This is a genomic window from Candidatus Mycalebacterium sp. (genome assembly GCF_977828045.1).
This window is the reverse complement of record NZ_CDWCUL010000003.1, coordinates 1-13,419: the sequence shown is the minus strand read 5'-3', so window position 1 is coordinate 13,419 and position 13,419 is coordinate 1. Positions and strand designations below refer to the sequence as shown.

At 52.0% G+C, this 13,419-nt stretch carries 16 protein-coding genes; 11 read left to right on the top strand and 5 right to left on the bottom strand.

All coding sequences use genetic code 11. The features are described from left to right. Both ACY430_RS00435 and ACY430_RS00430 read left to right on the top strand, forming a co-directional pair. The coding region (locus ACY430_RS00435; RefSeq protein ID WP_462136940.1) for a transposase at positions 1-276 on the top strand (276 nt) is incomplete at its 5' end. Positions 277-295: 19 nt separating this feature from the next. Next, positions 296-703 carry a hypothetical protein gene (locus tag ACY430_RS00430; protein WP_462136939.1) on the top strand — a complete coding sequence of 136 codons (408 nt, stop codon included), beginning with the start codon at positions 296-298 and terminating at the stop codon, positions 701-703. A 155-nt stretch (positions 704-858) separates the two neighbouring features. On the opposite strand, the gene ccsA is transcribed toward ACY430_RS00430, so the two are convergent. From ccsA to ACY430_RS00415, 3 genes are read right to left on the bottom strand one after another with little or no spacing between them, the layout of a single operon-like run. After that, on the bottom strand, positions 859-1,527 hold the full coding sequence (ccsA, locus tag ACY430_RS00425) for a cytochrome c biogenesis protein CcsA (protein WP_462136938.1): 669 nt from the start codon (positions 1,525-1,527) through the stop codon (positions 859-861). Positions 1,528-1,536: 9 nt separating this feature from the next. Then, on the bottom strand, positions 1,537-2,211 hold the full coding sequence (locus ACY430_RS00420; RefSeq protein ID WP_462136937.1) for a heme exporter protein CcmB: 675 nt from the start codon (positions 2,209-2,211) through the stop codon (positions 1,537-1,539). Further along, positions 2,208-2,921 carry an ABC transporter ATP-binding protein gene (locus tag ACY430_RS00415; protein WP_462136936.1) on the bottom strand — a complete coding sequence of 238 codons (714 nt, stop codon included), beginning with the start codon at positions 2,919-2,921 and terminating at the stop codon, positions 2,208-2,210. The genes ACY430_RS00420 and ACY430_RS00415 overlap by 4 nt, the downstream gene beginning before the upstream one ends. A 108-nt stretch (positions 2,922-3,029) precedes the next feature. On the opposite strand from ACY430_RS00415, the gene ACY430_RS00410 reads away from it, so the two are divergent. The 4 genes from ACY430_RS00410 to ACY430_RS00395 all read left to right on the top strand — a co-directional run bounded on the left by ACY430_RS00410 (position 3,030) and on the right by ACY430_RS00395 (position 5,778). Next, positions 3,030-4,019, top strand: a complete 990-nt coding sequence (locus tag ACY430_RS00410; RefSeq protein WP_462136935.1) for an SDR family NAD(P)-dependent oxidoreductase — start codon at positions 3,030-3,032, stop codon at positions 4,017-4,019. A 63-nt stretch (positions 4,020-4,082) separates the two neighbouring features. Then, complete coding sequence (gene aroC / locus ACY430_RS00405; RefSeq protein WP_462136934.1) at positions 4,083-5,153, top strand: chorismate synthase; 1,071 nt, start codon at positions 4,083-4,085, stop codon at positions 5,151-5,153. Next, positions 5,153-5,503 carry a hypothetical protein gene (locus ACY430_RS00400; protein WP_462136933.1) on the top strand — a complete coding sequence of 117 codons (351 nt, stop codon included), beginning with the start codon at positions 5,153-5,155 and terminating at the stop codon, positions 5,501-5,503. Before aroC ends, ACY430_RS00400 begins: the two co-directional genes overlap by 1 nt. Further along, positions 5,500-5,778, top strand: a complete 279-nt coding sequence (locus ACY430_RS00395; protein WP_462136932.1) for a hypothetical protein — start codon at positions 5,500-5,502, stop codon at positions 5,776-5,778. The genes ACY430_RS00400 and ACY430_RS00395 overlap by 4 nt, the downstream gene beginning before the upstream one ends. Before the next feature lie 53 nt (positions 5,779-5,831). Here ACY430_RS00395 and ACY430_RS00390 read toward each other — a convergent pair whose 3' ends face one another. After that, entirely contained in the window at positions 5,832-6,914 is a 1,083-nt protein-coding gene (locus tag ACY430_RS00390) for a pyridoxal-phosphate-dependent aminotransferase family protein (RefSeq protein WP_462136931.1), read from the bottom strand. 193 nt (positions 6,915-7,107) lie between these two features. Here ACY430_RS00390 and era point away from each other — a divergent pair, with 193 nt between their 5' ends. After that, positions 7,108-7,995 (top strand): GTPase Era, encoded by an 888-nt coding sequence (gene era / locus ACY430_RS00385; protein WP_462136930.1) that lies wholly within the window; start codon positions 7,108-7,110, stop codon positions 7,993-7,995. Between the two features lies 1 nt (position 7,996). Here the strand turns inward: era and ACY430_RS00380 are convergent, their stop codons facing one another. Continuing rightward, entirely contained in the window at positions 7,997-8,803 is an 807-nt protein-coding gene (locus ACY430_RS00380; protein ID WP_462136929.1) for an enoyl-CoA hydratase/isomerase family protein, read from the bottom strand. Between the two features lie 51 nt (positions 8,804-8,854). Between ACY430_RS00380 and ACY430_RS00375 the strand changes: the two genes are divergently transcribed. From ACY430_RS00375 to ACY430_RS00360, 4 genes are all read left to right on the top strand, one after another. Further along, positions 8,855-9,352 (top strand): hypothetical protein, encoded by a 498-nt coding sequence (locus tag ACY430_RS00375; protein WP_462136928.1) that lies wholly within the window; start codon positions 8,855-8,857, stop codon positions 9,350-9,352. Between the two features lie 9 nt (positions 9,353-9,361). Next, the gene (locus tag ACY430_RS00370) at positions 9,362-9,841 is read left to right on the top strand and encodes an FmdB family zinc ribbon protein (RefSeq protein WP_462136927.1); all 480 of its coding nucleotides are present in this window, start codon (positions 9,362-9,364) and stop codon (positions 9,839-9,841) included. Between the two features lie 105 nt (positions 9,842-9,946). Beyond that, entirely contained in the window at positions 9,947-12,820 is a 2,874-nt protein-coding gene (locus ACY430_RS00365; RefSeq protein ID WP_462136926.1) for a 2-oxoglutarate dehydrogenase E1 component, read from the top strand. A 24-nt stretch (positions 12,821-12,844) separates the two neighbouring features. Beyond that, positions 12,845-13,369, top strand: coding sequence for a biotin/lipoyl-containing protein (locus tag ACY430_RS00360; RefSeq protein WP_462136925.1), 525 nt, complete (start codon positions 12,845-12,847; stop codon positions 13,367-13,369). Positions 13,370-13,419 lie beyond the last annotated feature (50 nt).

Here is a 13,419-nt window from a genome sequence, read left to right as displayed (position 1 = left end):
ATGGCAAGACCGCTCAGAGTGGAATATCAAAACGCTTTTTATCTCGTAACCTCAAAGGGAAATGCGTCTCAGAGGGTGTTTATCAGTTCCGATGACGGCAGGTTGTGGCTGAGCACTTTTGAGTCCGTGTGCTCACGATTCGGATGGATTTGCTACGCCTACTGCCTGATGGACAACCATTACCAGATTGTCGTTGAAACTCCCAAAGCCAACCTTTCAGCCGGAATGAGACAGTTGAACGGAGGTTTACACGCAGGCGTTCAACAGAAACCATAACCGTTCGGGGCATCTCTTCATGGGCAGGTTTCACTCCGTAATTTTCCAGAAGGAAAAATACCTGAAGCGCGTTATCAGACATGTGCTCTCAAATCCGGTCAGAAAAAAGCTTATAACCTCACCGGTTCAGTGGAAATGGAGCAGTTGCCGCGCCTCAAGCGGAAAGGAAAATATTTCTTTTGTAAACACAGCGGCAACAGCGGCAATTTTCGGCGGCGGCGCGGAGTTTGAAAACTTTGTTTCAACCCCGGAGCAGAACAACATCGGGTTGGAAATCAAGCACCAGATTTATCTGGGCGACAAGGACTTTATTGAAAACTCCTCAAAGTTCGCGTCCGCAAAACACTCAAAAGAGATTCCGGTGGAACAGAGAATGGGGCTCAAAAGCGTCATGCGTTTTGTCAGCGGCATCACGGGACAGAAATGAAGCGGTCTTCGCGGCGTATCGCTCGGGCGAATTCTCAATGAAGGAAATATCAGACCATTTCGGAATTCACTATTCAACCGTAAGCAGAATTGTGAGCGAACACGAAAACTCATTCACAGAGCTTCGCAAAACCGGATAGCCCGTATAACAAAACCCTAACCTTCACGGCGCGAACCAATACGCCGCCTCAAAGTTTCAATTCTCTCGCGTTCGTGCAAAATCAGTATGAACAAAAGAACAAACGCCACAATGTTGACAAGCAAGGTGTGCATCATTTCAGGCGCGATACCCTCTCCGCCCGGGCCAAAAACAATGGGGGAAATATCCCTTTTCACAACGCGCGCGGACACATAAACCCAAGGCAGGTCTATAAAAGCGAGGCACGCGAACACGGCGGTCAGCACGGAGCTTTTCTCGCCTTCGGGAAGCGCTCTCCTGAGAAGCAAATAGCCGCAATAGAGCAAAAACAGCACAAAAGTGGCTTGAAGCTGAGCGTCCCACCAGACCCACCATGTTCCCCACGACTGCTTCGCCCATATCGCGCCCGTCAGCATCGTTACGAGCGTGAAAACAACCCCGACTTCCGCTGCGGACACGGCGCGCACGTCCCACCCGGACTTTCTTGAACGCAGAAAAGCAATGCTTGACACAAACACGATTATAAAAGCCACGGTCATCGCGGCAACCGCGCCCATGTGAGAATAAAAAATTCTCTGCGCGTGCCCCATCTTGAGTTCGGTCGGCGCGTAAAAAATGCTCATCCAAATCGCCGCCGCCATAAAAAGCAACGCAAAAGCAAAAACGGTTTTCTTTGAAGCGCTCAAAAAATCCTCCTAAACATCTTCAATTATATATCCGTAAACCAGCGCCCCGGCCGCAAGAAAGGCAAAATCAAAACTGATGAGCACCTTCATATGGCGCAGGAGATCACCCGCGGGCACGCCGCCAAGCACCGCGGACAAAGATTCGGACGCACTTATTAAAACCGGAATTAGAAGCGGAAAAAGTAAAACCGGAAAGATAGCCCCTTTCATGCCGGTCTGCGCGGAAAGCGCGGAAAGCGCGGTTCCCACCGCCGCCACGCCGACCGTTCCCGTGAAAACCGCCACGGCGAACGGCGCCAAAACCGGCAATATGTCCAGAGAGAAAAAAAGCGCGAAAACCGGAATAAAAACCACTTGAACGGCGGTAAGAAGAAGCAGGTTGGCGAGAGTTTTTCCGATAAAAACCGCACTCCTGTCAACCGGCGACATAAGAACCGTACGAATGGCTTCGGATTTTCTCTCAACCTCAAACGAGCGCTCAAACGCGATTGTGGCGGCAAACAGAGTGGAAATCCAAAACACCGCCGGAGCGGCTTTTGCCGCAGCGGGCGCAGAGGGAAAAACGTTTGTAAAATGCAGAACGGACGCTATGACAACCGCAAAAGCCGCCACGGCGGGAAAAACTCCCCCGCCCGAAGTCTCAATGGAAATATCTTTGAGAAAAACAGTCCAGATGTCTCTCACAACCCGCTCCCTCTCCGGTCCGCGCGCCCGTCGCTGATAACCGCCGTCCAATCGGAAATATCCGCACCTTCAAAATTTCCGTGAGTTGAAACAAGCGCAGCCGCGCCGGAGTTTTTCAAACGTTCAAGCGTTTGCGAAAGAATCTCACTCCCCCTGCGGTCAAGACCGGAAAACGGCTCGTCAAGAAGAAGCACTTCGGGATTGTGCGACACGGCGCGCGCTATTGAAATCCGTTTTTTCATTCCCGCCGACAGCAAGCCGCAACCCTGCCGTGAAGCGGACGGAATTTCAAAAATTTCAATCAACTCGCCCGCCCTCGCTCCCGCGTTCTCAATCCTCTGGAGTTCACAGAAAAAACGCAAGTTTTCAAACGCACTCAAACTTTCGTAAAGGCAGTCTTCGTGAGAAACAAACCCCACTCTGCGGCGCACTTGCTCCGGCGAAGAAACGGTGTCAAAACCCGCAACTTGCGCTTTTCCGGCGGCGGGTCTTGAGAGCGCGGCGGCAATTTTCAACAACGAAGTTTTGCCCGAACCGTTTTCTCCTTTGAGAAAAACGATTTCGCCCTTCTCAATCCGCAAATCCAGCCCGTCAAGAATACGCCGCCCGGCATAATCTTTGCGGATTTTTTCCATAACAATAGCGTGTGCCTGAGACATGGGATTTTTCGCGCGCGGCGACTGTTCCAGAATATATGAGGCGGCAAACACAGGCAAGACGCGCGCGGGCGGGGACAGTCAAATCAAATAGCCGTTGACAACTCACTCTCAAACTTCTAACTTCTAACTCGTAAACCTTTTATCGGGAGGCGCTTTAACATGGCGATTTTAATGACCGGAGCAACCGGATTCATCGGTTCTCATATCGCGCGAAAACTTAAAACCAAAGGCGCGGAAGTTCGCGCGCTTGTGCGCGTAACCAGCAACACCGAAGACCTTGACCGCACGGGTGTAACAAAAATAAACGGCGATATAACAGACCGCGCATCGGTGCTGAAAGCTCTTGAAGGGTGCGAAACCCTTTATCACTGTGCGGGCTTTGTTTCGTTTAAAAAAAGAGACTACGAAAAAATGGTGGAGATAAATGTTGAGGGGGCGCGGAAAGTTTTGTCGGCCGCTCTTGAAACGGGCGTGCGCAAGGTGGTTTTCACAAGCAGCGTGGCGGCGCTGGGACCGGCGGTTAAGAACGGTTTGATAACGGAAGACTCTGAGACCGACCCGGATTTTCAAGGCGCAAACATCGGATATATGAATGTGAAGCGCGCCGCCGAAGCCGCGGCGCTTGATTTTTGCGAAAAAGGGCTTGATGTCGTGATAACGAACCCTTCGGTCGTCATCGGAGCCGGAGACAAGTATCTGTCCAGCGTGGGCTCGGTTCTGTGGTATTGCAAAAAGCGTTTCCCCGGATATATGGACGGCACTCTCAACCTTACCGATGTTGAGGATGTGGCGGAGGGTCACATACTCGCCGCGGAAAAAGGCAAAACCGGAGAATGTTACATCTTGAGCAACACAAACCTGACGGTGCTTGAGTATTTCAATCTGCTTGAAAAAGTAACCGGGGTGCCCGCGCCGAAATTAAAAATCCCCTACTCTGCGGCATACGCATCCGCATTTTTTGCCGAGCGCGTTCTCGGGTTGGCGTTTCCAAACTACTCAACGATGGATTTGGATTCCGTCAAACTGTCGCGCTATAACTGGCACACGGACTGCTCAAAAGCCGAGCGGGAACTGGGATACCGGCGCGGTTCGGTGGAGGAGAGTTTACGCAAGACTGTTGAGTGGTTGAAGTCGCGCGGATTAATCTAGAAAAAGCTTCACGACTTACGGGAACACGACTTCAACTGAGCAAGAAGCGGGTATTATACAAAAATGGCCGGAAACACATTCGGAACGGTTTTCAGAATCACAACATGGGGGGAATCGCACGGAAGCGCAGTCGGGGTTGTGCTGGACGGTTGCCCGGCGGGGCTTAAAATCTCCGAAACCGACATTCAAGGCGAACTTGACCGCCGCCGCCCCGGGCAAAGCAAGGTTACAACCCAGCGCAAAGAGGCGGACAAGGTTGAGATTTTGTCCGGCGTGTTCAAAGGCAAAACACTTGGCACGCCGATCTCCATGCTTGTACGCAACACAGACGTTATCTCGTCTTCGTACGAGAAAATAAAAGACATCTACCGCCCCGGACACGCCGATTTTACATACGATGAAAAATACGGATTCCGAGACTACCGCGGCGGAGGCAGGGCTTCGGCAAGGGAAACAGTCGGGCGGGTCGCGGCGGGCGCGGTGGCAAAAAAACTGCTTGAAAAACTCGGGGTTAAAACGCGCGGGTTTGTCAGAAGCGTGGGCGACATAGTCGCGGAGAAGGTCAATTTCAGCGAAATAGAAAAAAATCCCGTGCGCTGCCCTGACGCAAAAAAAGCGAAACAGATGTTTGACCTCATAGACTCCGTCCGACGGCAGGGAGACTCCGTCGGGGGAACGGTTGAGGTCGTAACAAAGGGGCTTCCCGCAGGGCTTGGCGAGCCGGTTTTTCACAAACTTGATGCGGATTTGGCTTCTGCTCTGATGAGCATCGGGGGCATAAGGGGCTTTGAAATGGGAAGCGGGTTTGATGTGGCGAAAAGGAGGGGCTCCGAAGTGAACGATTTGATGTTCAAGCGTAAAGACGGCTCTCTGGGGTTCAAAACAAACAACGCGGGCGGGTTGCTCGGCGGCATAACAAACGGCGAAAATCTCGTGGTCAGAATCGCCATAAAACCTACCTCGTCAATATCAAAAACCCAGAAAACAGTTGATAAAAAAGGGTCTCCGAAGAATTTGGTCGTCCGGGGCAGGCATGACCCGTGCTTGTGCCCGCGTGCGGTTCCCATTGCCGAAGCGATGGTCAATCTGGTGCTCGCGGACCATCTCCTCATGAGCAAGGTGGCAAAACTGTGATGGCGCGAAATTTCGGCGTGTATGCCTCAACGGGCGAGCGTGTCTATCTGGGAGATTTCAGTGAAGTTCCCGAACCCTACAGGCGGGAACTGATAGAGGCCATTGACCAGTGGGGAGACGTAATGGTCGGCTGGGGCGTCAACGAGTTGATCTACTCTTTGATGCACTGGCACGATGAAACGGCTTTCCGGTGCGCGCCGTGCGATTTTTCATCCGCATCGTCAAACCGTTGCACTGAGTGCGGACAAATTCTTGAAGGGAAATCCGCATATAAAAAGAACGAAAAAATCGCGCGTTTGCTTATGTGCGTTGGTTCGCTCAACAGAATCAGGTGCGAGGAGAACGGATGAAAATTCAGGTTCACGGACAGATTTTCCCGCTCGCGCTACAAGAGGCGGTCAAAGTAAAAAAGATTGGCGAGAAACGCAGGAATTTTAATCTCGGCTCGCAAACCCTGTCTTTTTCAATCTATGAAGTTGAAATGCCGGACGGTTGCGAAATTTCCGGCAATTACATCAAAACGCCTTCGGGAATGCGTCTTTATCACAACCGCGGCGGGCAGTATGAAGCGGCATATTTAATCTCGGAAAAAGACGAAGACCCGCTTGCGTGCAAACATTTTTAATTTGCCTGATTATCTGTTCCTCAAGTCAAATATGAAGAGAGTGGAAGCCCTTTTCACAGATTTTCGCTGATTATTCGGGAGGCGGCTTCCATCCCGGAGCCGAAATTAAACCCGTGCCCGAGTTTTTTCAAACTCTGCTCAACCGCAGACACAACCGCTATTGTGTCCGAACGGTCTATGTATCCGATGTGGGAAACGCGGAAAATCTTCCCCTTCGCCTGATCCTGCCCCCCCGCAACCGTTATTCCAAAATCTTCTTTGAGGGTTTTGATTAAGGGCGCCGCGCCGATTTCAGGTGGCGCGACCGCGACTGAAAGCGCGGGACTGGGTTCATCTTTTGTGAACAACTCCATTCCCATCGCTTCAAAAGCGCTTCGGGTCGCGGAAGAAAAAACCGCATGCCGTTTGTGCATATTTTCAAGCCCCTCTCCGGTGAACATTTTCAAAACCTGCGACAGCCCCCTTATAAGACTGACCGCCGGTGTCCACGGAGTTGTGTTTTTGTCCGCGCTTTTCGCGGCGGCTTTGAAGTCAAAATAAAACTTTGGAAGGTCTGAGGTTTTGTTGAAATCCCACGCCTTGGGGCTCATGGAAACGAACGAGAGCCCCGGAGGAAGCATGAAAGCCTTCTGCGAGCCCGCCACAAGCACATCTATGCCAAGTTCGTCAAACGGCAGTGGAAAAACGCCAACGGCCGTTATGCCGTCCACTATCAGAATCACATCATCCCGCTCGCGCGTAATCACGGCTATTTCGGCGGTCGGGTTTTTTATGCCCGTTGAGGTTTCGCTCGCCTGCATCAAAACCGCGCGTATGGAGGGATTTTTGTCGAGTTTTTCCCGTATGAGCGCAGGGTCAACAGCCCTTCCCCACTCAACTGTGATTTCTTCAACTTCAACGCCGAAAGCGCGGCAGATTTTTCCCCATCTTTCCCCGAACTTTCCGCTGTTGACGACAAGAACCCTGTCACCCCCGCAAAGCGTGTTTGAAATTGCGCCTTCCATCGCTCCCGTCCCCGAAGAAGCGATAACCAGAACCTCGCCGGAGGTCTGGAAAATCTGTTTCAGGTCGGCGCGTATTTGTTTAACTATCGCTTCAAATTCCGCAGTTCTGTGGTGGATGATGGGCCTTGCCATCTCAATTAGAGCATCGCTCGGAACTGGAACCGGACCGGGTGTAAAAACGTAATCCTTCAAAGAATTTCCCTTATCCCGCGGATGCTTTTCGCGCACACACGCAGGCAAAATCTCACTCTATACCAACTTTACTGATTTTCAACCCGTCCGGGCGGTTTGCGCTTGGCGGCTGAATACGCCATTCTTGTCACAAATGTCGGACGGCAAAAAATACAGGTTCGGCTTTGTGTCGGTAGTCGGCGGAACGAATGTGGGAAAATCCACGCTTGTGAACGCGCTTGTGGGTCGAAAAATCTGCGCCACATCTCCAAAACCCAACACAACGCGCAACCGCATAAACGGCATATTCACGGACAACGAAGCACAAATAGTTTTCACCGACACACCGGGAATAGTCCGCCCGAGGGGAGAATTGCTCAAAAAAATGACCGCATCCGCACTCGGAGCGCTGGAGAGCGGCATAACTCTCGCCGTTACGGATAATTCCGCCCCTTTTGGCGCGGGCGAAGTCAAGGTAATTAAGGATTCTTCGCGCCCCGTGATAGTGGCTCTGAACAAAACCGACATCGGGGGCAGGAAGTCCGTGCTTGAAGCGCTGAAAAAATCAGAACGGTTTGGCGACAAAATCGCGGATATTGTTCCGGTTTCGGCGCTCAAAAAAACGGGCTTGGAGCGCCTGCTTGAAGTTTTGAAAAAATCTCTGCCGGAAGGCGAAAAACAGTTTCCCGATGACAACGGCACGGACGCGATGGAGGAATTTATCGCGGCGGAATTTGTCAGAGAAAAAATTTTCCGCCTCACCCACGGCGAAGTGCCTTACCAATCGGCGGTTGCGGTTAGGGAAATGCGGCGCGGAAAAGGCAAAATTCTTTACATAAACGCCGAAGTGTTTCTTGAAAAAGAGTCGCACAAAAAAATCGTGATAGGAAAAGGCGGCAAGATGCTGAAAGAAATCGGGTCGCGCGCGAGGAGTGACATTGAAAAATTTCTCGGAACAAAGATTTTTCTGGAACTGAACGTGATGGCAAAACCGGGCTGGAGCAAAGACAGGGATTTTATTGAGGATATTTACGGACGGTAAATCAGCGCCCCTTGAAAACGGGCGTTCTTTTTTCAGCGACCGATTTCATTCCCTCTTTGAAATCGGCGCTTTTTCCGATTTTTTCAAGTGTTGCGCGCACAGCGGCCGAGTCTTTCGCGGACGGTTTTGAGGATTTCGCGAGAATGTTGAGCCCTTGTTTGGCGGCTTGTATTGACAGAGGCGCGCCTGAAACGATTTTGCGGGCGAGTGCGTAAACGGTGTCTTCAACGGCTGAGGGCGAAGTTACTTCGCTCACAAGCCCCGCCTGAAGCGCTTGATGAGCCGTAAAGGTTTCGGCGGCAAAAAACATCCGTTTGGCGTTGGCAATCCCGACTGCGCGGGCGATTCTGCGCAAACCCGAAAACGGATAGGCGATTCCAAGCTTCGAAGGAGGCATGGAAAACTTTGAATCGTCCGAGCAAATTATGAAGTCGCAAGCGGCGGCAAGCTCAAGCCCTCCGCCCACGGCGTAGCCGCGCACAAGCGCCAGAACGGGGTGCGGAAAATTTTCCACCGCGTCGCAGGCGGCGGCAAGCGGGTGTTTGTTTCCGCCGTAATCGCGGGTGATATCTCCGGGAACCACAAAGGAAAAATCGTATCCCGATGAAAACGCCTTGCCCCCACGCCCCGACAGCACAACGCAACGCGCCGAGCCGTCTTTTTTTAATTTTTCAAGCGCGCGGACAATCCCCCGAAGAACGTCGGGAGACAGAGAATTTCTCTTTTCGGGTCTGTTTATTTCAAGTGAAACAACCGCTCCATCACACCGGATAATCAATTCCGCGCTGTTTTCCGGTGATGATTTCAAAACTTGTCCCTTTCAAAAACGGCAAATAGATGTAGAATTCTCGGTCTTATTATGCCTCTTTATGAGTATGAATGCGAAGGGTGTATGAACAGGTTCAACAAGGACATTTCAAACCTTGTCGGGAACCTGAACAAAAAAAACGCCTCGCGGATATTAAAGGAAAACCCCGGCTTCCTCTACATGGAGGTCGCGAAGGGGGAAACGGGCGCGCCGATGTTTTCTCTCGGCGAAAAAACGCCGTCGCGGTCGCGAAGTGTGCGCCGGTTCAAATACTCGCTTGAAGTGGGAAAATCGCTTTACCTTGAACTTAAAGACTTCAAATTCAGCGAGCTGATGGAGCCCGGGGCGCGGCCGCCGAAATGCCCGTTATGCAACGGCGGAAAAGTGCGGCGGGTTTTTTCAACTTTCAAGGCGATTTTTGACAAAAGAGAAAGGGAGCCCGGTCCCGGAGACGACTTCGGCTGGCATAAAGACTACAAAGTGCAGAAAGACGAGGAGCGCCAGAACTGGGTCGGGCAGGACACCCTGAACCAGCACTTCAAAAGGTAATAAGGAATTATGCCGCTGTTTGAATATGAATGTACGCCTTGCGGAAAAAGCGCGGAAAAAGCGATGAGCGACATTATGAAAGGCGGCAAAAAGTCCGTCTCGCCAACCGTAAAAAACAGTTCCGTTGTGCGTAGCGCGCAAATCATTGACCTCAAAAAAGGCAGAATTGAAGCCGAAGCCGGGAAAGCCAAAGAAAACGGGCAGGACGTAATCCGGTATTCCGAAGATGGCTCAACGATGTTTGTTATGAACACCGATGTCTTCCGCTTTTCTGAATTGATATACGAAAAAGGTGATGAAAAAAGGGTGAAATGCCCCTCGTGCGGCTCAAAGAAAGCAAAAAAGGTCGTGTCGTCATTCTCTTTCACAAGCGACCTTTCCACGGACATGCCCAAGCCGGACTTGAGCAATCTGCCGCCCGAAATCAGGAGCAAAGTACAGCTCAAGGGCTACATAGAGGAAAAAGACAGACCCAAGAAAAACAGGTAGGGGAGCGCGGAAGTCATTAGAAAAATTGTTCAGACACATATTGTCTATGACCGAATTCTGTATTATTATTGCTCTGCTTCCCGATAACGGAAGAACGCCGTTCCGATGGCAAAACAAAACCGCACATCTCTGATGTTGGAAGATCTCTTTCACGGCCCCAACTCGGCCGTTGTTATGGAAATTTACAGCCTCTACCTGAAAGACCGCTCTTCGGTCAGCCCCGAAGCGCGAGCGCTTTTTGACGCATGGACTCCGCCTGAAAACGGCTTGTCGGAAATGCAAAACGGCGGCGCAACCGCCGCGCGGACGCAAGCCGCGGACTCATCGGGCGCAACGGTCGCAACGGCGAATCTCGCTCAGGCCATACGGCTGAACGGGCATCTTGACAGCAAACTGGATCCCCTCGGAACTTCCCCGGCGGGAGACAAACTCCTTTCAAGCGAATTTCACGGACTGACCGAAAAAAACCTTGCCGGGATTCCGCCGTCGGTAATTGACAGCCCAATCACGAAAGGATGCTCAAACGCGGCGGAGGTTATCCAAAAACTCAGAGAGGTTTACTCGTCCTTTTCCGGCTACGATTTTCAGCATATCTACTACTCAAATGAACGGCTGTGGATGATGGGCGCGGCGGAATCCGGGAAGTTCAGACCCCCGCTCACCCCCATTGACCTGAAATCAATCCTTGAACAGCTTTGCAAAGTGGAGGCTCTTGAAAAGTTTCTGCACAAGGTGTTTCCGGGCAAGTTCCGTTTTTCCATTGAGGGAATGGACATGCTTGTGCCGATGATTAACGAATTTGTGTCCCTCGCGGCGGACTCGGGCGTTTATCACATAACGCTTGGAATGGCTCACCGGGGGCGGCTCAATGTGATGCATAACGTTATGGACAAGCCGTGCGCGCAGTCGCTTGTGAAGTTCAAAGACTCCGTCTATGAAAGGGATTTCAGAGACGACATGGGCTGGACGGGCGATGTTAAATACCACGAGGGTGCCGTAAAGCCGCTGAAAATGAACGGAAGCTCAAGCGGGGACAAAATGCTGGAAATTGTGCTCGCGCCCAACCCCAGCCACCTGGAATCGGTTAATCCGGTCATACAGGGAATGGCGCGCGGAGCGGGAACGGACTCTTCATCTCCCGGAGAGCCGAAGTTTGACCCGATGTATTCCCTGCCCGTCATTATTCACGGAGACGCCGCATTTCCGGGACAGGGCATCAACGCGGAAACGCTGAACATGTCTTTGATACCGGGATACAGTACGGGCGGAACGCTTCACATAATCACAAACAACCAGATTGGCTACACGACCATTCCGAAAGACAGCAGAAGCACGCTTTACTCAAGCGACCTCGTCAAAGGGTTTGAAGTGCCCGTAATCCACATCAACGCCGATGAGCCCGAAGCGTGCATGGAGGCAATAAGGATAGCGTTTTCCTACATACGCAAATTCAACAAAGACTTCCTCATAGACCTCGTCGGCTACCGCAGGCACGGACACAACGAGGGCGACGAGCCGAAATTCACTCAGCCGTTGCTGTATGAAAAAATCAGTCAGCAACCAACCGCAAGGGAAAAAATTGCCGGGCGTTGCGCCAAAGAGGGAATAATGGACAAAACCTCTTCGGACAAACTGTTTGAAGAGCACATGGCAGCCCTGACAAAAACCTTTGAAACGCTTCCGGAAGAATTAGGCAACGGCGAGATGCCGGTTGTCATTCCCGAAGAGGGGGCGGCGAAAAAGGCAAAAACCGCGTTTCCGGCGGCAAAACTGAAAGAGATGAACAAAGCCCTGCTTGAAGTGCCGGACGGTTTTTCCATGAACTACAAAGTAAGCAAAGCCCGTGGAAAAAGGCGGGACGCGCTCAAAGACCCCAAAGCCCACACGGTAGACTGGGCGCTGGGCGAGGAACTCGCCTACGCCTCAATCCTTGCGGACGGAGTGCCCATACGGTTCAGCGGGCAGGACTGCCAGAGGGGAACTTTCAGCCACAGGCACGCCGTTCTTCACGACTCGGACACGGGAAAAGAGCATATCCCGTTGCGGGAAATGCCTCAGGCAAAAGCGGCGTTTGAAATCATCAACAGCCCCCTGACTGAAAATGCGTGCATCGGGTTTGAATACGGATACAGCATACAAAAGCCCGACACGCTTATAGTCTGGGAGGCTCAATACGGGGATTTCATAAACGGCGCCCAGCCGTTGATAGACGAATATCTGGTTTCCGGGCGCTCAAAGTGGGGGCAAATCTCCTCGCTTGTGCTGCTTCTGCCACACGCTTACGAGGGACAGGGACCCGACCATTCAAGCGGGCGGCTTGAGAGATTTCTCGGAATGGCGGCGGAAAAAAACATCAGGGTCGTGAACTGCACAACTTCCGCGCAGTTTTTCCATGTGTTGAGACGGCAGGCAATGTTGCTGAAAACAGACCCGCTTCCCCTTGTGGTGATGACGCCGAAAAGTCTGCTCAGAAACCCGCTCGCCTCATCGTCGCTTGAAGAACTGTCTTCGGGGCGGTTTATACCCGTCATTGACGACCCGATTGACAAAAAAGGCGCGAGCAAGGTGAGCAGGGTTCTTTTGTGCAGCGGCAAAGTTGCGATAGATCTTGAAATGTCCGAATTGAGAAAGAAACACCCCGAAGTCGCGATAATCAGGGTCGAACAAATTTACCACCCGCCCGTTGAGGAAATTGAGAAGGCGGTGAGTAGATACGGCGAAGCAAAAGAGGTAATCTGGCTTCAGGAAGAGCCGGTGAATATGGGAGCGTGGGATTTCATACATCCGTTTCTGCGCAGAATTGTGCGTCCGCGAAACATTCCTCTGGGTTTCATCGCGAGAAAACGGAACTCAAGCCCCGCGGAGGGCTCAATGTCAATGCACAAGGCCAATCAAGCCATTCTGCTTGAGCAGGCGTTCAGCGCGAAAGAGATTTATAAAATTGAAAAAAGCGGTGTTATGATGGGGAAAAATGTTTAATCTTGAAGCAACTCGGAGGATAAGATGGCAACTCAAATAGTAGTGCCCGAACTTGGCGACTCAGTTATCGACGCGACCGTAATCAAATGGCTCAAGCGTGAAGGCGACCCCGTGAACACCGGGGAAACCGTTGTTGAGCTTGAGACCGAAAAAGCAAACTTTGAAGTGCCGGCGATAACGAGCGGCGTGGTTCTGAAAATAGGCAAAAACGAAGGAGACGAGGTGAAGGTTGGAGACGCTCTGGGAGTGATAGACGAATCCGCCTCCGCAACGCCTCCCTCTGCGGAAACGGAAACTCCGCAAAGCGAACCCGGTCCCGTTTCGGACGCAGGAAAAGCGAGCGCCACTCCGGTCGCGAGAAACATCGCCCGCAATAAGAACATTGATCTGTCAACGGTCGAACCGAAAACTGAAGGCGGACGCATAACAAAAGCCGATGTTGAACAAGCCACAGCGCGTAGCGCGGCGGCGGAGAAGAAACGCCTGCGGGAACGGGAAGCGACATATTTCCCTCTCTGTCGGCCCTGCACCGCGGAGAAACAAGGGTGAAGATGACCCCGCGCCGCAAAACCATCGCGCGGCGCATGCTTGAAGCCCAA

What these genes read in the sequence shown, in the direction of transcription:
- ACY430_RS00430 (WP_462136939.1), top strand. Translation starts at nt 296, where the DNA reads ATGGGCAGGTTTCACTCCGTAATTTTCCAGAAGGAAAAATACCTGAAG.
- ACY430_RS00410 (WP_462136935.1), top strand. Translation starts at nt 3,030, where the DNA reads ATGGCGATTTTAATGACCGGAGCAACCGGATTCATCGGTTCTCATATC.
- aroC (WP_462136934.1), top strand. Translation starts at nt 4,083, where the DNA reads ATGGCCGGAAACACATTCGGAACGGTTTTCAGAATCACAACATGGGGG.
- ACY430_RS00400 (WP_462136933.1), top strand. Translation starts at nt 5,153, where the DNA reads ATGGCGCGAAATTTCGGCGTGTATGCCTCAACGGGCGAGCGTGTCTAT.
- ACY430_RS00395 (WP_462136932.1), top strand. Translation starts at nt 5,500, where the DNA reads ATGAAAATTCAGGTTCACGGACAGATTTTCCCGCTCGCGCTACAAGAG.
- ACY430_RS00390 (WP_462136931.1), bottom strand. Translation starts at nt 6,914, where the DNA reads ATGGCAAGGCCCATCATCCACCACAGAACTGCGGAATTTGAAGCGATA.
- era (WP_462136930.1), top strand. Translation starts at nt 7,108, where the DNA reads ATGTCGGACGGCAAAAAATACAGGTTCGGCTTTGTGTCGGTAGTCGGC.
- ACY430_RS00375 (WP_462136928.1), top strand. Translation starts at nt 8,855, where the DNA reads ATGCCTCTTTATGAGTATGAATGCGAAGGGTGTATGAACAGGTTCAAC.
- ACY430_RS00370 (WP_462136927.1), top strand. Translation starts at nt 9,362, where the DNA reads ATGCCGCTGTTTGAATATGAATGTACGCCTTGCGGAAAAAGCGCGGAA.
- ACY430_RS00365 (WP_462136926.1), top strand. Translation starts at nt 9,947, where the DNA reads ATGGCAAAACAAAACCGCACATCTCTGATGTTGGAAGATCTCTTTCAC.
- ACY430_RS00360 (WP_462136925.1), top strand. Translation starts at nt 12,845, where the DNA reads ATGGCAACTCAAATAGTAGTGCCCGAACTTGGCGACTCAGTTATCGAC.